This window comes from Pannonibacter sp. Q-1 (genome assembly GCF_054073275.1).
The window spans coordinates 209451-232825 of sequence record NZ_JBSXNB010000005.1; the positions used below are offsets into that span (position 1 = coordinate 209451).

General features: G+C 63.5%; 21 protein-coding genes. 14 read left to right on the forward strand and 7 right to left on the reverse strand.

The annotated features are described in order from the left end of the window. Window positions 1–32: 32 nt before the first annotated feature. On the reverse strand, window positions 33–659 hold the full coding sequence (locus tag ACVNHC_RS15890) for a glycoside hydrolase family 25 protein (RefSeq protein WP_457167965.1): 627 nt from the start codon (window positions 657–659) through the stop codon (window positions 33–35). Between the two features lie 173 nt (window positions 660–832). Next, the gene (locus tag ACVNHC_RS15895) at window positions 833–1618 is read right to left on the reverse strand and encodes a DUF4394 domain-containing protein (protein ID WP_457167967.1); all 786 of its coding nucleotides are present in this window, start codon (window positions 1616–1618) and stop codon (window positions 833–835) included. Window positions 1619–1829: 211 nt separating this feature from the next. On the opposite strand from ACVNHC_RS15895, the gene ACVNHC_RS15900 reads away from it, so the two are divergent. Both ACVNHC_RS15900 and ACVNHC_RS15905 read left to right on the forward strand, forming a co-directional pair. Beyond that, window positions 1830–2381, forward strand: a complete 552-nt coding sequence (locus ACVNHC_RS15900) for a sigma-70 family RNA polymerase sigma factor (RefSeq protein WP_457167969.1) — start codon at window positions 1830–1832, stop codon at window positions 2379–2381. Continuing rightward, window positions 2378–3100 (forward strand): anti-sigma factor, encoded by a 723-nt coding sequence (locus ACVNHC_RS15905; RefSeq protein WP_457167971.1) that lies wholly within the window; start codon window positions 2378–2380, stop codon window positions 3098–3100. Before ACVNHC_RS15900 ends, ACVNHC_RS15905 begins: the two co-directional genes overlap by 4 nt. Before the next feature lie 3 nt (window positions 3101–3103). On the opposite strand, the gene ACVNHC_RS15910 is transcribed toward ACVNHC_RS15905, so the two are convergent. Beyond that, on the reverse strand, window positions 3104–3508 hold the full coding sequence (locus ACVNHC_RS15910) for an MmcQ/YjbR family DNA-binding protein (RefSeq protein ID WP_457167973.1): 405 nt from the start codon (window positions 3506–3508) through the stop codon (window positions 3104–3106). Between the two features lie 155 nt (window positions 3509–3663). Here ACVNHC_RS15910 and ACVNHC_RS15915 point away from each other — a divergent pair, with 155 nt between their 5' ends. Both ACVNHC_RS15915 and ACVNHC_RS15920 read left to right on the forward strand, forming a co-directional pair. Next, entirely contained in the window at window positions 3664–4092 is a 429-nt protein-coding gene (locus ACVNHC_RS15915) for an Hsp20 family protein (RefSeq protein WP_050473386.1), read from the forward strand. Window positions 4093–4137: 45 nt separating this feature from the next. Continuing rightward, window positions 4138–4410 carry a BQ00720 family protein gene (locus ACVNHC_RS15920; RefSeq protein WP_174235442.1) on the forward strand — a complete coding sequence of 91 codons (273 nt, stop codon included), beginning with the start codon at window positions 4138–4140 and terminating at the stop codon, window positions 4408–4410. Window positions 4411–4494: 84 nt separating this feature from the next. Here the strand turns inward: ACVNHC_RS15920 and ACVNHC_RS15925 are convergent, their stop codons facing one another. Further along, window positions 4495–5766 carry an OpgC family protein gene (locus tag ACVNHC_RS15925; RefSeq protein WP_457167976.1) on the reverse strand — a complete coding sequence of 424 codons (1272 nt, stop codon included), beginning with the start codon at window positions 5764–5766 and terminating at the stop codon, window positions 4495–4497. A 1017-nt stretch (window positions 5767–6783) separates the two neighbouring features. Further along, window positions 6784–7371, reverse strand: a complete 588-nt coding sequence (locus ACVNHC_RS15930; protein ID WP_050473385.1) for a GNAT family N-acetyltransferase — start codon at window positions 7369–7371, stop codon at window positions 6784–6786. Between the two features lie 192 nt (window positions 7372–7563). On the opposite strand from ACVNHC_RS15930, the gene ACVNHC_RS15935 reads away from it, so the two are divergent. The 10 genes from ACVNHC_RS15935 to lpdA all read left to right on the forward strand — a co-directional run bounded on the left by ACVNHC_RS15935 (window position 7564) and on the right by lpdA (window position 21235). Next, the gene (locus tag ACVNHC_RS15935; protein ID WP_050473384.1) at window positions 7564–8139 is read left to right on the forward strand and encodes a protease inhibitor Inh/omp19 family protein; all 576 of its coding nucleotides are present in this window, start codon (window positions 7564–7566) and stop codon (window positions 8137–8139) included. A gap of 111 nt (window positions 8140–8250) precedes the next feature. Then, window positions 8251–9015, forward strand: a complete 765-nt coding sequence (locus ACVNHC_RS15940) for a DUF7662 domain-containing protein (protein WP_050473383.1) — start codon at window positions 8251–8253, stop codon at window positions 9013–9015. A gap of 1049 nt (window positions 9016–10064) precedes the next feature. Next, complete coding sequence (zapE, locus tag ACVNHC_RS15945) at window positions 10065–11300, forward strand: cell division protein ZapE (RefSeq protein WP_457168260.1); 1236 nt, start codon at window positions 10065–10067, stop codon at window positions 11298–11300. A 106-nt stretch (window positions 11301–11406) separates the two neighbouring features. Then, window positions 11407–12369, forward strand: coding sequence for a malate dehydrogenase (gene mdh, locus ACVNHC_RS15950; RefSeq protein WP_050473381.1), 963 nt, complete (start codon window positions 11407–11409; stop codon window positions 12367–12369). A 78-nt stretch (window positions 12370–12447) separates the two neighbouring features. Continuing rightward, the gene (sucC, locus tag ACVNHC_RS15955) at window positions 12448–13647 is read left to right on the forward strand and encodes an ADP-forming succinate--CoA ligase subunit beta (RefSeq protein WP_457167979.1); all 1200 of its coding nucleotides are present in this window, start codon (window positions 12448–12450) and stop codon (window positions 13645–13647) included. Further along, a complete protein-coding gene (sucD, locus tag ACVNHC_RS15960; RefSeq protein WP_019963709.1) occupies window positions 13647–14549 on the forward strand; it encodes a succinate--CoA ligase subunit alpha in 903 nt (300 codons plus the stop codon). Before sucC ends, sucD begins: the two co-directional genes overlap by 1 nt. A gap of 297 nt (window positions 14550–14846) precedes the next feature. Further along, window positions 14847–17834 (forward strand): 2-oxoglutarate dehydrogenase E1 component, encoded by a 2988-nt coding sequence (locus tag ACVNHC_RS15965; RefSeq protein WP_050473379.1) that lies wholly within the window; start codon window positions 14847–14849, stop codon window positions 17832–17834. Between the two features lie 83 nt (window positions 17835–17917). After that, window positions 17918–19150, forward strand: a complete 1233-nt coding sequence (odhB, locus tag ACVNHC_RS15970) for a 2-oxoglutarate dehydrogenase complex dihydrolipoyllysine-residue succinyltransferase (RefSeq protein WP_122519063.1) — start codon at window positions 17918–17920, stop codon at window positions 19148–19150. A gap of 62 nt (window positions 19151–19212) precedes the next feature. Then, window positions 19213–19821 (forward strand): HXXEE domain-containing protein, encoded by a 609-nt coding sequence (locus ACVNHC_RS15975; RefSeq protein ID WP_186391585.1) that lies wholly within the window; start codon window positions 19213–19215, stop codon window positions 19819–19821. Between the two features lie 10 nt (window positions 19822–19831). Beyond that, entirely contained in the window at window positions 19832–21235 is a 1404-nt protein-coding gene (gene lpdA, locus ACVNHC_RS15980; RefSeq protein WP_457167982.1) for a dihydrolipoyl dehydrogenase, read from the forward strand. Between the two features lie 257 nt (window positions 21236–21492). On the opposite strand, the gene ACVNHC_RS15985 is transcribed toward lpdA, so the two are convergent. Both ACVNHC_RS15985 and ACVNHC_RS15990 read right to left on the reverse strand, forming a co-directional pair. Further along, window positions 21493–22200 carry a phosphoribosyltransferase gene (locus ACVNHC_RS15985; RefSeq protein WP_457167984.1) on the reverse strand — a complete coding sequence of 236 codons (708 nt, stop codon included), beginning with the start codon at window positions 22198–22200 and terminating at the stop codon, window positions 21493–21495. Next, window positions 22193–23371, reverse strand: coding sequence for a M20 aminoacylase family protein (locus ACVNHC_RS15990; protein WP_457167986.1), 1179 nt, complete (start codon window positions 23369–23371; stop codon window positions 22193–22195). Before ACVNHC_RS15990 ends, ACVNHC_RS15985 begins: the two co-directional genes overlap by 8 nt. Between the last annotated feature and the right edge of the window lie 4 nt (window positions 23372–23375).

A 23375-nucleotide genomic window follows, 5' to 3' on the forward strand; every position in this document is an offset into this window, starting at 1 on the left:
CGGCCCTGCGCCGGGCCTTTGCATGTCCGGGGTCAGAACCAGTCCGGCCTTGTCCGCTGTGCGGCGGGCACCGTGCCCATCACGTCGCGGTCCACCGCACCGCTGATGCCGTTGACCGTGCCGCTCTGGCTGTATTGCCAGAAGGCATAGCCCGTCCAGTCCGGCGGCAGGGTGGGGGCCGGAGCGGTGGTGTAGTCGGCGACCCAGAGCGGGTATTCCGAAAAATCCGGATTGCCGACACTGCTCCAGAAGCCGGGCGAGGCATAGATCAGCGGCTTCACGCGCAGAAAAATCTGCAGGACATGCAGGAGTTGCGACAGGGCATAGCTGAACTCGGTATTGGTCACCCCATTGGTCTCTTCGCAATCAATGGCGGGCGGCAGGTCCGTCTTGCTGTCATAGCCTGCCGTCTTGAGCTGCCGGATGAACAGCTCGGCCTGATCGAGAAAGCTTTCGTTGGGTTCAAAGAAGAGATAGGGCCCGCATTTCAGCCCGGCCGCCTTGGCGCCCTGCCAGTTGGTCTGGAACATGGGGTCGACATAGCTCGTCCCCTGCGTTGCCTTGATGAAGGTAAATCCGATCCCGTCCGCCGCCACCTGTGCCCAGTTGACCGTGCCTTGATAGTGCGAAACGTCGATGCCATTGACCGTGCTGCTCATGCTTCATCTCCATTGGGGGAGGATGAACAAGGGGACGCCGGTGGCATCAGTCTGTGAAGCATGCCTGCCAGATGATGGGTGTGATGCTGGCCGTCAGAACCGGCGGAAAGACGGGAGTGGCCAGTCAGCAGGACCGGCCACCCCGGAGCGGAAGCGAGGTTGCGAGCTTGCTGTTACATCGCAGGCTGGATGGAGATGGCACGCAGCGGCTGGCTGAGGCCGGTGATCTCGCCGGCCTTTGTCGCGGCGCCGGTCATCAGGTCAACCGTGTAGAGCACATTGTCCGCCACAAGCCAGGCCGTGTTCTGGCCATCGGCCGTTGCTTCAATGTCGAAGGCATAGGTTGCAGGCTTGCCTTCGATGCCCAGCTTGCCGACTTCCTTCAGCGTTCCGTCATTGGGCTTGGTCTGCTGCACCAGCGCGCCAAGGGTGGCGTCGATGTTGTACATGGCCGTCTTTTCCGGCTTGCCGCGTGAGTTGGTGTAGGCAGCGGCAGCGATATCCGGCGTTTCGCCCTTGTGCATGCTGCCCTCCTCATAAGCGAGGCTGCCATCAACGGTAACAGCGCCCGTATCGGGATGAACGCGGTGGTTCACCGTGCCTGTCATGTAGCGCAGCCGGTCGGCAGCAGGGTTGAAGTTCACGATAACCGGCATCTCGCCCATCGTCAGCGGAATGTCCATCTTCGCCACTTCCGTGGCTTTGCCGGTCTCCAGATCGATGGTGACGATTACATTTTCTGCCGTCACGCCGGTCAGCGCCTGATTGGCCGGGCGGAAGTCGATGCCTGCGAGGCGTCCGGCGCCTGTGATGTCCAGCGTGCGGGTCTGGCCCGGGTTTGCCGTGTCGAACAGCACCAGCGTGTTGTCACCGGCAAGCCCGGCCACCTGCGCGGCCTGCGCGCCGCTGATTGCCAAGGTGGATACCGCAGCAAGGGTCACAAGTCGGATCATGGTCATCTGCATCTCCTCAATCTTCGGGATGCACGGCCTTTCAGTGCCGTACAGTCTCCAGACACGGGAGAGCCGGGCATTGGATGCAGTGAGCCGGAATTTTTTTCGCATCCATTTGCGCCGCTCACGTGTTGATGAGACAGGATCGCCCGCAAGGAAAGGCTTGCCACGGGGTGGGACCGGGATACTCTCGCAACGGCAACAGAGGGAAAATTGCATGCAGGACCCGCAGCAGCGGCTGGAACAGGCCTTGAAGGCCTGTGCGGAAGGCAGCAGGGATGGCCTTGCCGCGATCTACGAAAGCGAAGCTGCGCGCATGGTCACCATTGCCTTGCGCATTCTGCGCCGCCATGACCTCGCCGAGGAAATTGTTCAGGAGGCGTTCCTGCAGATCTGGCGCAAGGCCGGGCAATATGATCCTGCCCGTGGCAGCGCGCGGGGCTGGCTTTACACGATCGTCCGCAGCCGGGCGCTCAATGCCCTGCGCGATGCGGGCCGGGAGGAACTGGCATCCGCCGAAAGCCTTGACCAGCTGCACGAGGATGGAGACGAGACGCTCTACACGGATCTGTTCGACGAACTCGATACCTCCAGCCGGCTGAAGGCCTGCCTGTCCCGTCTTGATGCCCTGCGCCGCAAGACGATCCTGATGGCCTATGTGTCCGGTTACAGCCACGGGGAAATTGCAGGGCGCCTGCGGCTGCCGCTGGGCACGGCCAAGGCCTGGATCCGCCGCTCTCTTCTGGCTCTGCGGGAGTGCATGACATGACCGGCTCCCTGACAGATGCCGAGATGGCCGACGCCTACGTCCTTGGGCTGATGGATGATGAAGAGCGGCGGGCCTTTGCACTCCGGCTGGAAACGGAACCGGAGCTTGCACGGCTGACCGGCATGGCGCAGGACCGGTTTCTGGAACTGGATCTGGCAGGGCCTGCCGCGGCGGTTTCCGCCGGTCTTTGGCAGAAAATCGAGGCGGAGCTGGACGGCCAGCCGCAGGCGGCCAGCGGAGCAGAAAAGGCCCCGCCACCTGCAAATGACAATCTGCCGGCACCAGCGGCAGGCCGGTGGAAGCGGCTGGCTCTGGCGGGCATGGCGGCTTGCCTGTTGCTGACGGCCGGGCTGACATCTGTTCTCCTGCGCCAGCAGACACCGCAAGTCATTGCCGTTTTGATGGATGCTGGCGGCAATCCGGTCGTGATGATCGAGGATTTTGGCGGCGATTCTGCCAGAGTGGTGCCGCTGGCCGATATCGCGGTGCCGGATGGACAGTCGCTGGAGGTCTGGACATTGCCGCAGCAGGCGGGTGCACCGGTCTCCATGGGGGTGCTCACTGCGCTCAGGGGGGCAACGCTGTCTCTGTCTGGCCTGCCCGAACCGCAGGAAGAACAGCTGTACGAGATCACCTTCGAACCGGCAGGCGGCTCTCCAACCGGCAGGCCTACAGGCCCCATCCTCGGCAAGGGCTTTGCACGGATGCCAAGGTCCTGAACCTCATCCCAGCCCCAATTCCTGCCGCAGCTTGCGGGTGAGCTTGGCGGCAACGAGGCTGTGGGCGGCGCGGATATAGGCGAAGAGATCGGTTTCGCTCAGGGCATCAAGGTCGTGGAGCTGGATCCATTTGGCGCGGGCGAGATAGGGGGCGGGGGCAAGGCCGGGCTGTTCGCTCAGCATCTGATAGGCCATGTCCGAGCACTTGAAGCTGACGGCGGGCGTGCCCTTCCAGTCAGACCAGATGGCGAAGATCTTGCCGCCGACCTTCCAGACGGACGCCCCTTCCCATTGGATGACGTGGGTGGTGGCGGGCAGCGAGGCGCAGAAGCTGTCGTAGCTTGCTCTGGTGGCCCGGCCGGAGGCTTCGTCTGCGATGTGCTCTTCATGAGCCTTTTTGTTAGCCATGTTTGGTCTCCCCTGTGCAGGGCGCTGCTGCCCCTTGCTTGAAACTGCTGCCGCCAGCCGCCATATTGAGGACAAGCGGGGTGATTGGCACCCCGGCTCCGGATGCCTCAAGAGAGGGTCCGGTTCTCAAGGTCGCTTTGTAGAGGACTTTGACGATGACGCGAATGTCAGCGTTTTCAAGCCCGTTCATGCTCGGCTTCGACGACATTGAACGGGTTCTCGACCGGGTGTCGAAAGCCGCCAACGACGGCTATCCACCCTATAATATCGAACGCCTTCCCAAGTCGGACGAGCATGGCGAAGTCATTCGCATCACGCTGGCCGTGGCAGGCTTCACCCGTGATCAGCTCGATGTCTCCGTGGAGGAGCGCCAGCTGGTGATTCGCGGGCGCCAGTCCGAAGACAAGTCCCGGCAGTATCTGCATCGCGGCATCGCTGCCCGCCAGTTCCAGCGCGCCTTCGTGCTGGCGGAGGGCATCGAAATCCTCGGAGCCGATCTCAAGGATGGGCTTTTGTCGATCGATCTTGTCCGTCCGGAGCCCGAACGCGTGGTGCGCCGGATTGAGATCACTGCAAGGGACTGACTTTCAAGGGGGCAGGGTCTGCCGCCCAATCAAGGAGACAATGCCATGACGCGCGACACCAATGAACGCGCAATGGACCCGCATGACCTGACGCCGGAGCTGTTCGCACGGCTCGGCGCCGGACAGGTGGGTTATCTGCGCCAGATGAGTTCCGATGATCTTGCCCGGCTTTTCCCCGGTGCGGCCCATATCGCCAGGGGCTTGCGCCTGTGGGCGCTGCTCAACGCGGACGGCACGCCGATCATCGTGGCCGACAGCCGCGAGGCGGCCATCGCCAATGCCTACGAGCACGACCTGACCATGCTGTCGGTTCACTGACCGGCAGCGGCCAGACCAGAATAGAGAAAAGGCGCAGCCTGTGAAGCTGCGCCTTTTGCGTTTGAAGGGATCTGGCTGGGGCGTTCAGGCACCTTGCGGCAAGGCGCCCGGTGTCCGCGAAGGCCGCGCCGGCGGCCCGTAGGCGGGAACGGCGGTCCGGCCGGACGAGGCCGCAACAGGGGGCTTGGCCGGCAGCGGTGCCGGAGCAGGCTTGGGCACCTTGCGCCAGGGCTGGCTCTTGAACCAGGCAGCGATATAAGCGACGGCCGCAATGGCGGCGAGGCCTGCAATGTTGGAGATGGCCTGGATCAGCCAGTCACCGCGTCCGCCTGCCATGTCGCGCAGGATCGCCGTGGCCTGGGCGATGGGAAGGCTGGCGAGGAACACCGGCAGCGACTGCTGGCCCACCTTGCGCAGCACGGCCACCACCGGGCCGGTAATGCGCCCCTCGGCATGCAGCCGCACGCCGTTGGGGCCCACGGCGACATAGGCGATATAGGCCAGCGCCAGGAAGTGGACATAGCGCAGGATGCCAAGGTCGGTCTTGATCCAGAGCGGCCTTGAGGCCTCCCGCAGCGCCTGGAAGCCCGGCACAGCCTCGTAGATCCGGAAATTTGTAAAGGGGATGCTGACCAGAACCAGCGCAACCGCCAGCCAGACAAGACGGCGGTCAACGGGCGGCGCCGGAATCCAGCCCTTCATGAAGGCAAAACCGGTGAAGAACACCAACTGCCAGGCGAAGGGGTTGAAGAACCACTGGCGGTTCGACCAGGGCTCGGCCGGAAAGCTGACCAGATGCAGGGTGGCGGCCACCCACATGCCGATCATCGCGGCAAAGAAGGCAATGCGGCTCTTGGCGGCGATGAACATCATCACCGGCACCATGGCGAGCAGCGCCACATACATCGGCAGGATGTCGAAGTAGTTCGGCACATAGGTGAGGCTGAGCAGGCCCGGCAGGTTGCCCACCGGATCATTGAAGAAATAGCGCAGGTTCAGCGCCTGCACGTAATCTTCCTTGAGCCCGCAGCAGCGCTCCAGATAGCCGCTGTTCATGAGCGCGGCAAGGCCTGCGGCGATCACCAGGAACTGGCAGATATGCGCCCAGTAGACCTGCCACATGCGGTGGCCGATGCGGGCGGTGCCCATCAGCATGCCGCTCTGGTCGAAGATCTTGCCGAAGGCAATGGCCGAGGCCATGCCGGAGCAGAAAACGAAGATCTCCGTGGCGTCGGAAAAGCCGAAGCGCGCCGGAATCCAGTTCGCCCACCAGCTCTGCGGCAGATGGGAGATGAAGATGATGAACATGCCAAGGCCACGAAACACATCAAGGCGAATGTCTCGTGGTCTTTGCACGGCCTGAGCCGGCAACTGAGGGGTCGGATGGAAGGTCAAGCGCTTCAGGCTCCCCGCTGGACAGTTGATCGAAATGCCACGCCGGAGCGGCACGGGGCCGCGAACCGGGCATGAAACATGTGCAACGCCGCGCAGTGGCACGGGCGGCAAATTGCTGTCCGGCGGTCGCGGCTGTGCCTGCGGCCCGGGTGAGGGGCGTGGGGCTTGGACGGCCGGACATCTCCGGCCGGACTTGCGCGCAAGGCTCCGGTCAGGCCTCTTGGCCTGCAGCCGGTGCGCCGTGCCCGTGATCGTCCAGATGCAGACAGTCCGGGTGCAGCAGAGCGGCAAAGCCAGCCTGGCACGGGCATGGTGGGGGAGGCATAGCCCCCCGGCCGCCCATGCTCAACCCTGAAAGGTCCTGCCGTCTGAGGGGTCTCCACAGATTTAGCCAGCTCATGACCGGCATGAGAAAATGCAGCTCCATGTGCCAGCCTGCCGGCCCTATGCAATTGCCGCTGCATCGCAGCCTCCCTGTTGGACAAGCCAGAGTGCAGGATCCTGATGGCGGATCTGGGGATGATCTGTGGCGATCTTCGCCCAAATTTGCCGCCATCGTGCACCGGGTTTCATGCGGACTGGAACGCGGCGGTCCGCCATTTGGTTGCCTCTGGCGGCGCAGAATCTGCAAAATTGTGGCGGCATCTGGGAGAGGGTGAATAAATTCAGGGACTTGCGTTCGTTCGTCGCAGCGGCATTCACGGGCAATTGATCTTGCGCTTGCGGATGTACGCGTTAAGCTCATCCTGTCTGCAACTGTTGAAAGGAGGTGAGCCCATGTCGAGTGAGACCCCGAGCCTGACCCTGATGTCTGGGCGGAACGGAACGGTGCTGGAGCAGCCTCTGGCAGCGCGAGGTTTTGCCGGGATCTGATCCGGACACGAGGTCAGCCGATCTCACGGAAGGGCCGCCAGTGCGGCCCTTCTTTGTTTTTATGGGCTTTGTTTTTATTGGCTTTGTTTTTGCAGGATCGGACAGTCAGCCTTCTGCGGCCCGGGCGTGGGAGGTAAGGCCAAAGACCTTGCGGGCCATGCCGAAGGCAAAGCGGCTCCAGTTGCCAAGCGGATCGGCAGGCGGGATGCCGGCGGACTGCGGCAGAAGGTGTCCCACCACGTCGCCGCATTCGAAGCTAAGATCGGCGGAGAACTTGCGGGCGAGGGCCTGCATGGAGCGGTTGGTGGCCAGGCAGTTCATGTAGATATGCTGGCAGTCGCGCGCTCTGGCGGCAATCAGCAGCAGTTCCATCAGTTCGGTGCCCAGCCCCATGCCGCGCCAGCCTTCTTCCACGCAAAAGGCGGCTTCTGCAGCCGCGGCGCTGCCGACGGGGCGCAATTCTGCCGTGCCGCGCAGCACTCCGTCCTCGAAATAGCCGTAAATGACTGTATCAAGCGCAAAGCTGGTTTCCACATAGGCCCGCAGAAAGCTGTCGCCGACGAGCATGGCAAAGCGGCTGCGGCGGGTCTCTGGGTCCAGACGCAGGAGATGATCACGGAAGAGATGTTTGTCGGCGCTGCCCAAGAGGCGGATACGCCCATTGGTGCTGCCATTGTTGTTAAGGTGCGGCATTCCAGCGGTCCTTCGGTGAAGTGACTCGCCGCCCTTGGGTCCTCCATAGACTTGGACCATATATGACGCGGAATGGCGTCCGGATCAATCACGTTTGCCCCATACGGTGAATTGGGGCATAGCGGGGGAAGAAATTTTTCGCCCTTGCGGTTAGACTAAACGTCCCTGTGGGGCAGGAAGGACTGATTCGACATGACACGAGTTGCAACGATCGCGGTTCTGGCATTTGCCGTTGGTGTGGCCGGCTGTTCGCGGCTGGGCATGGATGGCGGCCGGGCTCCGGCGCCGCTGCCGGCTTCCCCGACGACGCCGGTGGCCGGTGGTCAGCTGCAGCCGCTCACGCCTGCGCCGGGCATGGTGATGAGCGACCCGTCAATGTCCGGGCCGCAGCCCGGCCAGCCCATGGGCCAGCCGCTGGGTGCGCCGCAGCCAGGCACGGCTGCGCCCGGTGCCATGGCCTCGGTCACGCCGCCCGCAGGCGCCACGGAAGTGGGACGCAACGACATGCTCGGCGGCTGGAAGATCGCCTCAGGCAGCTCCAATTGCATGCTGTTCATGACCCTGACCACCTGGTCGGGCGGCTACCGCGCCAACACCCGCGGCTGCAATGACAGCACGCTCGCCGGTATCGCCGCCTGGGATCTGAGCGGCAAGCAGGTCGTGCTCAAGGATGGAACCGGCGCCACAGTGGCCCAGCTCTACGGCGCAGGCGGCGAGCGCTTCAACGGCCAGACCGTGGGCGGCATGCCGGTATCTCTTTCCCGCTGAAGCCGGAAACGCCTGAGCGCATACGGACTTGCACCCCCAAACCCGTTTCCCGGAAATTTCACGGGAAACGGGTAAGTGTGTCGGGGTGTAACTATCGGATGCTGCTGGCCCATGGCAAAATACGACCCGCTGCGTGAACATCTGGCCCGTCTGGACGAAGTCGTCTGGGCTGCGAAGCTTGACGAACTGGAGACGATCCTCGGCGTCAGCCTGCCAATGAGTGCCCGGGAGCACCGGACCTGGTGGGCCAATTCCGGCGGAAGCCTGGTGCATCAGAATGCCTGGCTCGACGCCGGCTGGCGGGTCGATCATACGGATCTGCGCCGGGATCTGGTCGTCTTCCGCCGTCTGCGTATTTCCGGCACCTCGGCTGCTGCCGAAAATGCCGGGCCCTCGCGCTCCGGACGTCATCAGGAAAACCTTGATCAGTTGCGGCGGCATGCCCGCGAAATGCGGGAGCCGGTCAATCTGACCGTTCGTGCCGAATGGACCGAGATCGGCATCGTGACTGAAACCCCCTGCAACAGCCGCCTTGTGCCCGCGCTTCCGGGGCTCTACCGGCTGGCGGTGCTGGCCGGCGGCAAGGTTCAGACTTTCATTCTGGATACGGGCGATCTGGGCGCGCTGCACCGGGATCTTCAACGGCTCAGCCACCCGGATGGGCCGGATGTCACCCGGATCGCAGAGAAGCTCGGCCTTGCGGCGGGAACAGCCGCCATGGCCGACATGGTGACGCCCGGCAACATCTGGCTGATTGCAGATGGCCGCGGCAAACCGGCTGATCTGGCCAGCCCGGCCGGCCGCGAGCTTGCGGGCCGCCTCCTGTGCCTTCATGAAAGGCAGAACGGCCGCAAATCCCGTTTCGTGCGCCTGTGACAGCCTGCCGTCCCTGGGTGACGGATACCAGCTCACGATGAGCTTGATGCCACGTAAGCTGGTTGAGCCCGTGCGGCGGCGGGTTGCTTTGCACTGACTGCCATCCCTCCCCTCAAGGGCTACAGCATGCACACATCGTGTTTGAAGCCAAAGACGGTTTGGGGACAGCCAGCAGTCTGGTTACTCTGGCGCGGCGTTTCAGCCCCCCTCCCCACCAGGGGGCTACTGCATGCACACATCGTGCAGAAAGACGTTTCTGGGCTTTGGCACAAGTGGCAGCCGTTGTTTCCATGGCTCGGCGTTTCAGTCCCCCTCCCCCTTGAGGGGAGGGGTGAGGGGTGGGGGTAACGGCCTGAAAAAACGGGGTATTTTCATTGAAGGTGCGTTGGGTAGAGACGAGTGCCAGTCAAGCGGCGCTCCTGTGTGAAGACCCCCACCCCTACCCCCTCCCCTCAAGGGGGAGGGGAAACGAGAGGCTTCAGCCAGAGAAGGAAGGCTCTGAAACTGCTTACCTTTTCCAGCATCAAAGCAGCGCTTGCAGCCTCTTCTTGTACGATGTGTGAATCCGGTAGACCAGGGGGAGGGGGGCGGCAGGCGTCCTCCCGAAAAGCAAACGCCTCATTGCGGGCAGTTTCCGGACCTGATGTGTGAATCTGGTAGCCGGGGCGGGGCAGGGTGTGCCTGCCAGCCAGCCGGACGTATGGCCGGTTCGGGTCCGGTACGTGCCGATTGCAATCCCCGGGGATACACCTTCCTGCGAGCCTGCGCGATGGTTGTGCTCCGGTGTCAATAGGCCCGGGAAAGGCCGCGCTTTTGCCGCTTTCCTCTTGCAATTGACGAAGAAGCTTTACGTTTGGGTGCCCGTCTTGTGCTAAAAAGCGCGCGCCGGCTGGAGAAGGGGCTTGCGCCGACGTGGCTTTGTCCGTATCGCAACAGCGGAAAATTGTATGCGCTTGTGCGCAGTCGTGCAGCAGATGCCCGTCTGGCAGACCGTACAGGAAGGCGGAAGGCCATTCGGTGCAGGCGGAGAGCCTACATTGAAGCCGACGATGAACATGGATCTGCCGGTTGCAACCGCACTGGCCAGCAGGTACGACGCGCTGGTTGCATCCGGCGCAATTGCCCGTGACGACGCCCAGGCGGAAGTCGTCCGCAAACTCGATTCCCTCAATGCACGCCTTGCGGAAGTCCGCCTCGCCTCGAAGAAGAGTGCGCTGGGCTGGCTGTTTGCGCGCAAGAAGAACGAGATGTGGGCCGCCGTGCATGGCCTCTACATCTGGGGCGGTGTCGGGCGTGGCAAGACCATGCTGATGGACCTTTTCATGGAAGTGACGGTCATTCGCCGCAAGCGCCGGGTGCATTTCCATGAGTTCATGGCCGAGACGCATGAGCGCATTTTTGCCTGGCGTGAGGCCCTGAAAAGGGGCGAAGTGAAGGGGGATGATCCCATCCCTCCGGTGGCTGACCAGATCGCCGCCGAGACCCGCCTCTTGTGCTTTGACGAGTTCTCCGTGACCGATATTGCCGATGCCATGATCCTTGGCCGGCTGTTCACACAGCTCTTCGCAAGAGGGGTTGTTATGGTTGCAACGTCGAATGTTGCACCCAACAATCTTTACAAGGACGGGCTCAACCGGCAGCTCTTCATGCCCTTCATCAACCTGCTGCAGAAACAGGTCGAGGTGCTGATGCTCGATTCGCCAACCGACTACCGGATGGAGAAGCTGGGCGGCGCCGAGGTCTATATCAGCCCGCTTGGCGAGGCGGCAAAAGCGGCTGCGGACGGCATCTGGGCGAAGCTCACGAACGGCTTTCCTGAAGAGCGCCAGCAGCTGGACATGAAGGGCCGGCACATTGAGGTGCCGCGCGCGGCCAACGGTGTGGCGCGCTTCACTTTCGCAGATCTCTGCGCAAAACCGCTGGGTGCAGCGGACTATCTGCGCATCGCCCATACCTATGATACGGTCTTCATCGAGGATGTGCCTGCGATGGACCAGACCCGCCGGAACGAGGCCAAGCGCTTCATCAATCTCATAGATGCTCTCTATGACAACGGGGTGAAGACGGTGGTCACCGCAGAGGTTGAACCCGATGGCCTCTACAGGGCGCCAAGCGGGGCCGAAGTGTTCGAATTCGACCGGACAGTGTCCCGTCTCATTGAGATGAGGTCCGAGGCTTACCTGTCCGGAGACAACAGAAGTCATGCACGCGCTGATATGCATTCCGTATATGTCATGCACGTAAGCGCGCAGGGGACGCCAGAATCTTCCGGTGTCCTAGCGTAATATTCTTTTGATTGGCTTGCGTGAGCGGATCAAAGGGAGTAGTGCCATCCCCAGTCATCGGCGGATGGCATTGAGTTCCATCTTACGTAAAGGGAAACGTTCGGATATGGCGCGCAATAAGATTGCTTTGATCGGTTCGGGTCAGATCGGCGGCACGCTCGCTCATCTTGCCGGTCTCAAGGAACTCGGGGACATCGTCCTCTTCGACATCGCCGAGGGCACGCCGCAGGGCAAGGCGCTCGACATTGCCGAGTCTTCCCCGGTGGATGGCTTCGATGCCAAGCTGGCCGGTGCCAACTCCTACGAGGCGATTGCCGGCTCCGACGTGGTGATCGTCACCGCCGGTGTGCCGCGCAAGCCCGGCATGAGCCGCGACGACCTTCTGGAAATCAACCTGAAGGTCATGGAGCAGGTGGGTGCGGGCATCGCCAAGCACGCTCCGGACGCTTTCGTCATCTGCATCACCAACCCGCTCGACGCGATGGTCTGGGCCCTGCAGAAGTTCTCCGGCCTGCCCGCGCACAAGGTTGTCGGCATGGCCGGCGTCCTGGACAGCGCCCGCTTCCGCTACTTCCTGGCCGACGAGTTCAACGTTTCCGTTGAAGACGTCACGGCCTTCGTTCTGGGCGGCCACGGCGACACCATGGTGCCGCTGACCCGCTACTCCACGGTTGCCGGCATCCCGCTGCCGGATCTGGTCAAGATGGGCTGGTGCACGGCCGAGCGTCTGGAGCAGATCGTCCAGCGCACCCGTGACGGCGGCGCCGAGATCGTCGGCCTGCTCAAGACCGGTTCTGCCTTCTATGCTCCGGCTTCTTCCGCCATTGCCATGGCTGAAAGCTACCTCAAGGACAAGAAGCGCGTTCTGCCCTGCGCTGCTGCTCTCAGCGGCCAGTACGGCCTCAAGGACACCTATGTCGGCGTTCCGGTCGTGATCGGTGCCGGCGGCGTCGAGCGCGTCATCGAAATCGACATGAATGCCGACGAGAAGGCCATGTTCGACAAGTCCGTCGCATCCGTCGACGGTCTGGTTGAGGCCTGCAAGAAGATCCAGCCGTCGCTCGCCTGAGCCCGGTTGTAACCTCACAGGAATGACGTCCGCTGCCGGGTCCCCCGGCGGCGGTTCTCCGAACACACGGGGGAGAGAATGAACATTCACGAGTACCAGGCCAAAGCGGTCCTGAAGGAATATGGCGCTCCGGTTGCCGAGGGCGTTGCAATCTTTTCGGCGTCTGAAGCCGAAGCGGCTGCAAAGCAGCTCCCTGGCCCGCTCTGGGTCGTCAAGTCCCAGATCCACGCCGGTGGCCGCGGCAAGGGCAAGTTCAAGGAACTGCCCGCTGATGCCAAGGGCGGTGTGCGTCTCGCCTTCTCGCTGGAAGACGTGGTCAAGCACGCTGGCGAAATGCTCGGCAACACCCTCGTCACCGCCCAGACGGGCGATGCCGGCAAGGTGGTGAACCGCCTCTACATCGAGGACGGCGCCGACATCGAGCGCGAGCTGTATCTCTCCATCCTCGTGGACCGTTCCGTTGGCCGCCCGGCCTTCGTGGTTTCCACCGAGGGCGGCATGGACATCGAAGCCGTTGCCGAACACACCCCGGAAAAGATCGTCACCCTGCCGATCGATCCGGAAACCGGTGTGACGGATGCCGACGCTGCCAAGCTCTGCGATGCGCTGAAGCTTGACGGCGAGGCCCGCGCCGACGCGCTGAAGCTGTTCCCGATCCTCTACAAGGCCTTCATGGAAAAAGACATGAGCCTTCTGGAGATCAACCCGCTGATCGTCATGAAGAACGGCCGCGTGCGCGTTCTCGACGCCAAGGTCTCCTTCGACGGCAACGCCCTGTTCCGTCATCCGGAAATCGTTGCCCTGCGCGACGAGACCGAAGAAGACGCCAAGGAAATCGAAGCTTCCAAGTGGGACCTCGCCTACGTTGCCCTCGACGGCAACATCGGCTGCATGGTCAACGGCGCCGGCCTTGCCATGGCAACCATGGACATCATCAAGCTCTACGGCAAGGAGCCGGCGAACTTCTGTGACGTCGGTGGTGGCGCAGGCAAGGAAAAGGTCGCTGCGGCCTTCAAGATCATCACGGCTGACCCGAAGGTCGAGGGCATCCTCGTCAACATCTTCGGTGGCATCATGAAGTGCGACGTCATCGCGGAAGGCGTTCTCGCCGCCGTGAAGGAAGTCGGCCTCAAGGTTCCGCTGGTGGTGCGCCTCGAAGGCACCAACGTCGAACTCGGCAAGAAGATCATCGCCGAAAGCGGTCTGAATGTGATCGCCGCTGATGATCTGGACGATGCCGCCCAGAAGATTGTCGCTGCCGTGAAGGGAGCCGCCTGATGTCCATTCTCGTCAATAAGGACACCAAGATCATTGTCCAGGGCCTGACCGGCAAGACCGGCACGTTCCACACGGAACAGGCTCTGGCCTATTACGGCACCCAGATGGTTGCGGGCGTGCACCCGGCCAAGGGCGGCGAAAAGTGGTCCGGCTCCAAGGGCGAAAGCCTGCCGATCTTCGCCTCCGTGGCTCAGGCCAAGGACGCCACGGGCGCTGACGCATCGGTGATCTACGTGCCGCCTGCCGGTGCTGCCGCTGCCATCATCGAGGCGATCGACGCCGAGATCCCCTTCATCGTCTGCATCACGGAAGGCATTCCGGTTGCCGACATGGTGAAGGTCAAGGCGAAGCTGGAGAAGTCCAAGTCGCGCCTGCTCGGTCCGAACTGCCCCGGCATCCTGACCCCTGAAGAATGCAAGATCGGCATCATGCCGGGCTCCATCTTCAAGAAAGGTTCGGTCGGTATTGTGTCGCGCTCCGGCACGCTTACCTATGAAGCCGTGTTCCAGACCTCCAACGCCGGCCTCGGCCAGACGACGGCTGTCGGCATTGGCGGTGACCCGGTCAAGGGCACCGAGTTCATCGACGTGCTGGAGATGTTCCTGGCCGACGAAGCCACCCAGTCGATCATCATGATCGGTGAAATTGGTGGTTCCGCCGAAGAGGATGCAGCCCAGTTCCTCAAGGACGAGGCCAAGAAGGGCCGCAAGAAGCCGATGGCCGGCTTCATCGCGGGCCGCACGGCTCCCAAGGGCCGCACGATGGGTCACGCAGGTGCCGTGATCTCCGGCGGCAAGGGCGGTGCGGAAGACAAGATTGCCGCCATGGAATCGGCCGGCATCCGCGTCTCTCCGTCTCCGGCCAAGCTCGGCGAGACCCTCGTCGAAGTCCTGAAGGGCTGATACGATTTCCGGGCGGGGCGCATGGCGCCCCGCTTCGGCAACCACCGGGCCCCCGGCGGCCACGCGGTAGTCCAGGGGGATTTCCGCCAGCAAAGTGCCGGAAACGTGTCTTGGCTGCGTAGTTTGTTTACGTATCGTAAGGCATAAGGGACACCCGAGCGGACGCGGCGTCGCCGTCTCGTTCGCACTCTTGAGCGGGGTCCGCGCCGCAAGGCCGGGCCCGAACGTGCAAACCAAGGGCCTGCCATCCGGCCGGTCCGCCAAAATAAGGGCGGAGCAACCCTCCGCTGATGCAGCATGGCTCGGCAGGACGCGAACAATGTCTTCGCGATGACGTCGTTTCTCTACGGCGCCAACGCAGCCTATATCGAAGAACTCTACGCCCAGTATCAGGAGAACCCCGCCTCGGTTGATGCCGAGTGGCAGGACTTCTTTGCTGCGCTGAAGGACGACAAGGCCGATGTGCTGAAGGAAGCGCGTGGCGCTCCCTGGAAGCGCGCCGACTGGCCGCTCGCCGCGAAAGGCGATCTCGTCAATGCCTGTGACGGCAATTGGGCTCCGGTCGAAAAGGCCGTGGGCGACAAGCTGAAGCAGAAGGGCGATGCCAAGGGCAAGCCGCTCTCGGATGCCGAAGTGCAGCAGGCGACCCGCGACAGCGTGCGTGCGCTGATGATGATCCGCGCCTACCGCATGCGCGGCCATCTGCATGCCGATCTCGATCCGCTGCGCCTCTCGCCCCCGGGCGATCACGAGGAACTGCACCCCTCGTCCTACGGCTTCACGGATGCCGACTGGGACCGTCCGATCTTCATCGATCACGTGCTGGGCCTGGAATATGCCACCCTGCGCCAGATGCTGGAGATCCTGAAGCGCACCTATTGCTCGACCCTCGGCGTCGAGTTCATGCACATTTCCGATCCGGCCGCCAAGGCCTGGATCCAGGAGCGCATCGAAGGGCCGGACAAGCACGTCGAGTTCACCCCGCAGGGCAAGCGCGCCATCCTGAACAAGCTGGTCGAGGCCGAAGGCTTCGAGAAGTTCATTGATGTGAAGTACACCGGCACCAAGCGCTTCGGCCTTGATGGTGGCGAAGCGCTGATCCCGGCGCTGGAGCAGATCATCAAGCGCGGCGGTCAGCTCGGCCTCAAGGACATCGTTCTCGGCATGGCCCACCGCGGCCGCCTGAACGTGCTGACCCAGGTGATGGGCAAGCCGCACCGCGCCGTGTTCCACGAGTTCAAGGGCGGCTCCTACGCCCCGGACGATGTGGAAGGCTCGGGCGACGTGAAGTATCACCTCGGTGCGTCTTCCGACCGTTCCTTCGATGGCAACGAGGTTCACCTGTCGCTGACGGCGAACCCCTCGCATCTGGAAATCGTCAACCCGGTGGTGCTCGGCAAGTCCCGCGCCAAGCAGGACCAGATTTCCGCCGTTGACGGCCGCTGGATGGTGGATACCGCCCAGATCGACCGCTCCCCGGTTCTGCCGCTGCTGATCCACGGTGACGCGGCCTTTGCCGGCCAGGGCGTCGTGGCAGAGTGCTTCGGCCTGTCGGGCCTGCGCGGCCACCGCACCGGCGGCTCGATCCACGTCATCATCAACAACCAGATCGGCTTCACCACCAATCCGCGCTTCTCGCGCTCCTCGCCCTATCCCTCGGATGTGGCGAAGGTCATCGAGGCGCCGATCCTGCATGTCAACGGCGACGATCCGGAAGCCGTGGTCTATGCGGCCAAGATCGCAACCGAGTTCCGCCAGACCTTTGGCCGCCCGGTCGTGATCGACATGATCTGCTACCGCCGCTTCGGCCATAACGAAGGCGACGAGCCGGCGTTCACGCAGCCGATCATGTACCGCAAGATCCGCAAGCACCCGACGACGCTGCAGCTCTACACCGACCGCCTGATCGCGGAAGGCGTGGTTTCGGCCGAAGAGGTCGAGGGCATGAAGGCCGCCTGGCGCGCCAAGCTCGACACCGAGTTCGAGGCTGGCCAGGTCTACAAGCCGAACAAGGCCGACTGGCTCGACGGCAAGTGGTCCGGTCTGAAGCGGGCTGACGATGAGGAAGATCCGCGCCGCGGCTCGACCGGCGTTGCCATGGATGACCTCAAGGCTCTGGGCAAGAAGCTCACGGAAGTGCCGGAGGGCTTCAACGTCCACCGCACCATCTCGCGCTTCCTCGCCAACCGTCAGACCATGATGGAAACCGGTGAGGGCATCGACTGGGCGACGGCCGAGGCGCTGGCCTTTGCAAGCCTGCTGAAGGAGGGCCACCCGGTCCGCCTGTCCGGCCAGGACTGCGAACGCGGCACCTTCTCCCAGCGCCACAGCGTGCTCTACGATCAGGAAGACGAAAGCCGCTACATCCCGCTGAACCATGTCAGCGAGGATCAGGCCCGTTACGAGGTCATCAACTCGATGCTCTCGGAAGAGGCCGTGCTCGGCTTCGAATACGGCTACTCGCTGGCTGAGCCGAACGCGCTGACCATGTGGGAAGCCCAGTTCGGTGACTTCGCCAACGGTGCCCAGGTGCTGTTCGACCAGTTCATCTCGTCTGGCGAGCGCAAGTGGCTGCGTATGTCCGGTCTCGTCTGCCTTCTGCCGCATGGCTATGAAGGTCAGGGTCCGGAACACTCCTCCGCCCGTCTGGAGCGTTTCCTCCAGCTCTGCGCGGAAGACAACATGCAGGTCGCCAACTGCACCACGCCGGCGAACTACTTCCACATCCTGCGCCGTCAGCTGAAGCGCGACATCCGCAAGCCGCTGATCCTGATGACGCCGAAGTCGCTGCTGCGCCACAAGCGGGCGGTGTCCAAGCTCGTCGAGCTGGGCGAGGATTCCACGTTCCACCGCCTGCTGTGGGATGATGCCGAGTACCAGCCCGATGGCGCCACCCGCCTCGTCGCGGATGACAAGATCCGCCGGGTCGTCATGTGCTCCGGCAAGGTCTATTACGACCTGCTGGAAGAGCGTGAAAAGCGCGGCATCAACGACGTGTACCTGCTCCGCGTCGAGCAGATCTACCCGTTCCCGAAGAAGGCCCTCGCCCAGGAACTGGCCCGCTTCCGCAACGCCGACATGGTCTGGTGTCAGGAAGAGCCCAAGAACATGGGCAGCTGGTTCTTCGTCGAACCCTATATCGAATGGGTGCTCGACCAGATCGGCGCCAAGTGCCGCCGCCCGCGCTATGCCGGCCGCGACGCCATGGCCTCGACGGCAACGGGCCTGATGTCCAAGCATCTGGCCCAGCTCCAGGCATTCCTGGACGAAGCATTCGCAAGCTGATCCGGTCCGGCCTGCCATCCCCGGGATGGCGGGCCACCGGTCTACAGAATTGGCCAAGGCAGATTTTTTAAGAGAAGGCGACCATGGCAACCGAAATCCGCGTGCCCACCCTGGGCGAATCCGTGTCCGAAGCGACGATTGCCCAGTGGTTCAAGAAGCCGGGCGAAGCCATCAAGGCCGACGAGCCGCTGGTGGAACTGGAGACCGACAAGGTCACCGTTGAAGTTCCCGCTCCCGCTTCCGGCGTTCTGGAAAGCATCGTCGTCAAGGAAGGCGAGACCGTTGGCGTCAACGCTCTCCTCGGCTACATCGCAGCTGGCGAAGGCGCCGCTGCAGCTCCCGCTGCCAAGGCAGAGGCTCCGGCCCCGGCGGCAGCTCCCGCTGCTGCTGCTCCGGCCGCTGCTCCCGCAGCTCCGTCCTCCATGCCCCCGGCCCCGGCTGCGGGCAAGCTGCTGGCCGAAACCGGTCTGTCGGCTGATCAGGTTGCCGGTTCCGGCAAGCGCGGCCAGGTGCTGAAGGGCGACGTGCTGGCAGCTGTTGCCGCCGGCGTTTCCGCAGCTCCGGCTGCCGCTGCGGCTCCCGCCGCCGTGCGTGCGTCCGTTCCGGCGGATGACGAGGCCCGCGAAGAGCGCGTGCGCATGACCAAGCTGCGCCAGACCATCGCGCGCCGCCTGAAGGATGCCCAGAACACCGCCGCCATGCTCACCACCTATAACGAGGTGGACATGGGCCCGGTGATGGAGCTGCGCAGCGCCTACAAGGACGTGTTCGAGAAGAAGCACGGCGTGAAGCTCGGCTTCATGGGCTTCTTCACCAAGGCCGTCTGCCACGCCCTGAAGGAAATTCCGGCCGTGAATGCCGAGATCGACGGCACGGACGTGATCTACAAGAACTTCTGCCACATCGGTGTGGCCGTCGGCACGGACAAGGGCCTTGTCGTGCCGGTGGTGCGTGATGCGGACCAGATGTCGATCGCCGAGATCGAGAAGGAAATCGGCAACCTCGGCCGCAAGGCCCGTGACGGCAAGCTCGGCGTCGCCGACATGCAGGGCGGCACTTTCACCATCTCCAACGGCGGCGTCTATGGCTCGCTGATGTCCTCGCCGATCCTCAATGCCCCGCAGTCGGGCATTCTGGGCATGCACAAGATCCAGGAACGTCCGATGGCTGTGAACGGTCAGGTCGTCATCCGTCCGATGATGTATCTGGCGCTGTCCTACGATCACCGCATCGTTGACGGCAAGGAAGCCGTGACCTTCCTCGTCCGCGTCAAGGAAAGCCTGGAAGATCCGCGCCGTCTGGTGCTGGACCTCTAAGCGCTCCACAGCTCATCCGCCGCCGGCTCTCCGGCGGCGGGCCTGCAAAAGGGCCGCTGGTCATGAGAGGCACGCTCGAAAGGCTGCAAGCCAACTGGGTCTACGGCGGTTTCCTCGCCGGTCTCGTCCTGCTGGCCATGACCAGCGTCTTCACCAAGACCTGGCCCTTTTCGGAAAAGCTCGTCTATCTGAGCCTTCCCTTCTATATGCTGCATCAGCTTGAAGAGCATGATGCCGACCGTTTCCGCCGCTTCGTGAACTATGTCATCGGCCGGGGGCATGATGTGCTCACGGTTCGTGCCGTGTTCATCATCAACGTGGCGGGCGTGTGGGGCGTGGTGGCGCTGTCGCTCTGGCTCATGCGCTCCATCGCGCCGGGCTGGGGGCTGATTGCGGTCTATCTGCTGCTGATCAACGCAGCCTTGCATGTGGCGCAGGGGCTTGTCCTGCGCCTCTACAATCCGGGCCTTGCCACCGCCGTGGCCCTGTTCATTCCCCTGGGCGTCTATGCGATCTATGGCCTCTGGCCTCTGACGACGCCCCTCCAGCACGGGGTGTCGATCCTCCTTGTGCTGGCGCTCCATGGCGCCATTGCCTTGCGCGTGCGCCAGAGGCTGCAACGGTTCGAAGCCGCAGCCGCATCTTCAAACGATTTCCCTTCGCAAACCTAGAGGCGACCTCATGTCCCAATACGATCTCGTCGTCATCGGCACCGGCCCCGGTGGTTATGTCTGCGCCATCAAGGCGGCCCAGCTTGGCCTGAAGGTCGCCGTTGTCGAAAAGCGCGCCACCCATGGCGGCACCTGCCTGAACGTCGGCTGCATTCCCTCCAAGGCGCTGCTGCATGCTTCGGAACTGTTCCATGAAGCCGGCCACGGCTTTGAAAGCCTCGGCATCAAGGTGGGCGCACCCACGCTCGACCTGCCGGCCATGATGCAGCACAAGCAGGCCACCATCGACGCCAATGTCGGCGGCGTCGGCTTCCTGCTGAAGAAGAACAAGATCGATGCCTTCCACGGCACCGGCAAGATCCTGGCCGCAGGCAAGGTCTCTGTTACCGCTGAAGACGGCAAGGTCACCGAGATCGAGACCAAGTCCATCGTCATCGCCACCGGCTCCGACGTGATGCCGCTGCCGGGCGTCGAGATCGACGAAAAGACGGTCGTTTCCTCCACCGGCGCGCTGACGCTGGAGAAGGTTCCGGGTCACCTGGTGGTCGTCGGCGGCGGCGTCATCGGTCTGGAGCTCGGCTCCGTCTGGGGCCGCCTGGGCGCCAAGGTGACTGTGGTCGAGTTCATGGACAAGATCCTCGGGCCGATGGACGGGGACATTTCCAAGCAGTTCCAGCGCATCCTTGCCAAGCAGGGCATGGAGTTCAAGCTGTCGTCCAAGGTGACGGGCGTTGAGAAGAAGGGCGGCAGCCTTGCCGTCAGCATCGAGCCGGCCGCCGGTGGCGCTGCCGAAGTGCTGGAAGCTGACGTTGTGCTGGTCGCCATTGGCCGCCGTCCCTACACGGCCGGTCTCGGCCTTGAGGAAGCGGGCGTCAAGCTGGACAACCGTGGCCGCGTCGAGATCGATGGCCATTACCAGACCAACGTCCCGGGCATCTATGCCATCGGCGACGTGGTCGTTGGCCCGATGCTGGCCCACAAGGCCGAAGACGAGGGCGTGGCTCTGGCCGAAATCCTCGCCGGTCAGGCTGGCCATGTGAACTATGACGTCATCCCGGGTGTAGTCTACACCTCGCCGGAAGTCGCCTCCGTCGGCAAGACCGAGGAAGAGCTGAAGGCTGCCGGCGTCAACTACAAGACCGGCAAGTTCAACTTCACCGCCAATGGCCGCGCCCGCGCCATGAACCACACCGACGGTTTCGTCAAGGTTCTGGCCGATGCTGCGACCGACCGCGTGCTGGGCGTGCACATCCTCGGCCATGGTGCTGGCGAGATGATCCACGAAGCTGCCGTGCTGATGGAATTCGGCGGTTCTTCGGAAGACCTCGGCCGCACCTGCCACGCGCATCCGACCATGTCGGAAGCCGTCAAGGAAGCCGCCATGGCCACCTTCGCCAAGCCGATCCACGCTTGATTGGTGCTGGACCTGCAGACATGAGAAAGGCCGGAGCGGCAACGCTCCGGCCTTTTTTGCTTTACGGGCTGACCTGCCAGTTTTCTCCGTCTTGCCATGGCTCGACCATGGCATCCATGCCGTTTCACCTCCGCACGCTCGCGAGCTTATGGGGTGGAGTTTCCTGAAATCTGCATGGTTGGAAAGGTCAGGGAATGGATGGCATGATCAAGTCATGCCATGACGACGGTGAGGGTGTGTGCTGACGATATGCCCCCTCACCCTTCCGGCACATACCACAGCCCGTCCGGTCCCTTTTCCAGCATCGGTGTCTCGAAGCAGCCTACGGTGCGGGTGGTCCAGTGGTCCGGGCCTTCTGCGCCCTCGCACCAGCGGCGGGATTGCAGCATGGCGGCGCCAATGACCACGGGGGCAAGGCCGAGACTGGCCAGAAGATCCAGCGCGGCGCGGATGGAGGCGCCGCTGGAGATCACGTCATCGACCAGCGCGATCCGGCGGCCCTGAAGCAGGGGCAGCATGCGCGGGTCCACATAGAGCCGCTTGATCTGATCCGGCGTGGTGATGGAGGTGAGTGGCACCGAGAGGCTGTCGTCGTACCAGAACTTGCGCGAGGTACCGAGCGGCACATAGCGGCTGTGGCCGAGCCTGCGGGCGGTCTCGGCGGCTAGCGTCAGGCCAAGCGTCGGCAGGCCCACCACCACATCCGGCGTGAAAGGCGTGAGCCTCTCCGCAAGGCCCTGTGCCAGTGCATCCAGAACGGTAAAGCCCGCCTGATTGACGATGAGCGAGGCCAGTGCGTGCTTGCCATCGGCCAGCGGGCGGATCGGCAGGCGCAGCTGTTCGCCGCTGGGAAGCGTTGCCGGGAAGAAGTTGCGATGGCCAATATTGACCGGGAAGCTGCCCGGCGCATGCAGTTCCTGCCAGAACGCATGAGGCTCAAGTGCGGGCGGGTGCGGCTCAGTCATGGGCGGCCTCACCGGAAAGCTCCCGCTCCACCAGCCGCACCCAAAAGCGCACGCCGGGGCCGATGGCCGCGTCGTTGAAGTCATAGGCGGTGTTGTGATGCAGCGCGCCATCCACCGCCGGGCCATTGCCGAGCCAGACATAGCAGCCGGGTGCTTCACCGGCGAAATAGGCGAAATCATCGCCCGCCGTGGAGGGCGGGAAGGCCGTTCGCACCTTGGTACCCAACACATCCCGCGCTGCGCCAAGCGCCCGCTGCGTTGCGTCCGGATGGTTGATTACCGGCGGAATGCGGCGGATGTAGGTATAGTCTGCAGCAATGGCGAACATCTGCGCCGTGCCCTGAGCCAGACGGCCGATTTCCGCCTCCAGCTGGTCGCGCACCTCCGGCGAATAGGCGCGGGCCGTGCCGCCGATCTCCACCAGATCCGGGATGACATTGAGCGCCTTGGGGTCACCGGCCTGAACGGAACAGGCGCTGACCACGGCGGGCTGCAGCGGATCGACAACGCGGCCTGGAATGGTTTGCAAGGCGGACAGGAAAGCTCCGGCGGCAGTGATGGGATCGCGGCCCAGATGCGGCTTGGCGCCATGCGTGCCGGTGCCCCGGAAGGTGACGCGCCAGCTGTCGGACGAGGCAAGCTGCGGGCCTTCCACAACCGCCATCTCGTCCGGGTCCAGCCCCGGCATGTTGTGCAGGCCATAGACCGCATCACAGGGGAACAGGCGGAACAGGCCGTCCTCCACCATGCGCTTTGCCCCGCCCCGGCCTTCCTCGGCGGGCTGGAAGATAAAATGCACCGTGCCGGAGAAATTGCGCGTCTTCGCCAGGGCCCTTGCCGCGCCCAGCAGCAGGGTGGTGTGGCCATCGTGGCCGCAGGCGTGCATCTTGCCGGGGACGGTGGATTTCCATGGCCGGTCTGCGGTTTCCGGCATGGCGAGCGCATCCATGTCGGCGCGAAGGCCAATGCTGCGCGGGCCGTTGCCGCAGCGCAGGGTGCCGACAACGCCGGTGCCGCCAAGGCCCCTGTGCACCTCCAGCCCCGCCTCCGCCAGCAGGTTCGCAACGATGGCGCTGGTGCGTTCCTCCTCAAAGCCCAGCTCCGGGTGGGCGTGCAGGCCGCGGCGCAGGTCCGTCAGAAACGGCAGGTCAGCGTCGATCAGGTCGCTCATGGCG

Bases quoted from the DNA above. Each gene is read 5' to 3' on its own strand.
- lpdA (WP_457167982.1), top strand. From the start codon at position 19,832: ATGTCCCAATACGATCTCGTCGTCATCGGCACCGGCCCCGGTGGTTAT.
- ACVNHC_RS15965 (WP_050473379.1), top strand. From the start codon at position 14,847: ATGGCTCGGCAGGACGCGAACAATGTCTTCGCGATGACGTCGTTTCTC.
- sucC (WP_457167979.1), top strand. From the start codon at position 12,448: ATGAACATTCACGAGTACCAGGCCAAAGCGGTCCTGAAGGAATATGGC.
- sucD (WP_019963709.1), top strand. From the start codon at position 13,647: ATGTCCATTCTCGTCAATAAGGACACCAAGATCATTGTCCAGGGCCTG.
- zapE (WP_457168260.1), top strand. From the start codon at position 10,065: ATGAACATGGATCTGCCGGTTGCAACCGCACTGGCCAGCAGGTACGAC.
- ACVNHC_RS15915 (WP_050473386.1), top strand. From the start codon at position 3,664: ATGACGCGAATGTCAGCGTTTTCAAGCCCGTTCATGCTCGGCTTCGAC.
- mdh (WP_050473381.1), top strand. From the start codon at position 11,407: ATGGCGCGCAATAAGATTGCTTTGATCGGTTCGGGTCAGATCGGCGGC.
- ACVNHC_RS15920 (WP_174235442.1), top strand. From the start codon at position 4,138: ATGACGCGCGACACCAATGAACGCGCAATGGACCCGCATGACCTGACG.
- ACVNHC_RS15975 (WP_186391585.1), top strand. From the start codon at position 19,213: ATGAGAGGCACGCTCGAAAGGCTGCAAGCCAACTGGGTCTACGGCGGT.
- odhB (WP_122519063.1), top strand. From the start codon at position 17,918: ATGGCAACCGAAATCCGCGTGCCCACCCTGGGCGAATCCGTGTCCGAA.
- ACVNHC_RS15890 (WP_457167965.1), bottom strand. From the start codon at position 659: ATGAGCAGCACGGTCAATGGCATCGACGTTTCGCACTATCAAGGCACG.
- ACVNHC_RS15990 (WP_457167986.1), bottom strand. From the start codon at position 23,371: ATGAGCGACCTGATCGACGCTGACCTGCCGTTTCTGACGGACCTGCGC.
- ACVNHC_RS15910 (WP_457167973.1), bottom strand. From the start codon at position 3,508: ATGGCTAACAAAAAGGCTCATGAAGAGCACATCGCAGACGAAGCCTCC.
- ACVNHC_RS15895 (WP_457167967.1), bottom strand. From the start codon at position 1,618: ATGACCATGATCCGACTTGTGACCCTTGCTGCGGTATCCACCTTGGCA.
- ACVNHC_RS15935 (WP_050473384.1), top strand. From the start codon at position 7,564: ATGACACGAGTTGCAACGATCGCGGTTCTGGCATTTGCCGTTGGTGTG.
- ACVNHC_RS15985 (WP_457167984.1), bottom strand. From the start codon at position 22,200: ATGACTGAGCCGCACCCGCCCGCACTTGAGCCTCATGCGTTCTGGCAG.
- ACVNHC_RS15940 (WP_050473383.1), top strand. From the start codon at position 8,251: ATGGCAAAATACGACCCGCTGCGTGAACATCTGGCCCGTCTGGACGAA.
- ACVNHC_RS15905 (WP_457167971.1), top strand. From the start codon at position 2,378: ATGACCGGCTCCCTGACAGATGCCGAGATGGCCGACGCCTACGTCCTT.
- ACVNHC_RS15930 (WP_050473385.1), bottom strand. From the start codon at position 7,371: ATGCCGCACCTTAACAACAATGGCAGCACCAATGGGCGTATCCGCCTC.
- ACVNHC_RS15900 (WP_457167969.1), top strand. From the start codon at position 1,830: ATGCAGGACCCGCAGCAGCGGCTGGAACAGGCCTTGAAGGCCTGTGCG.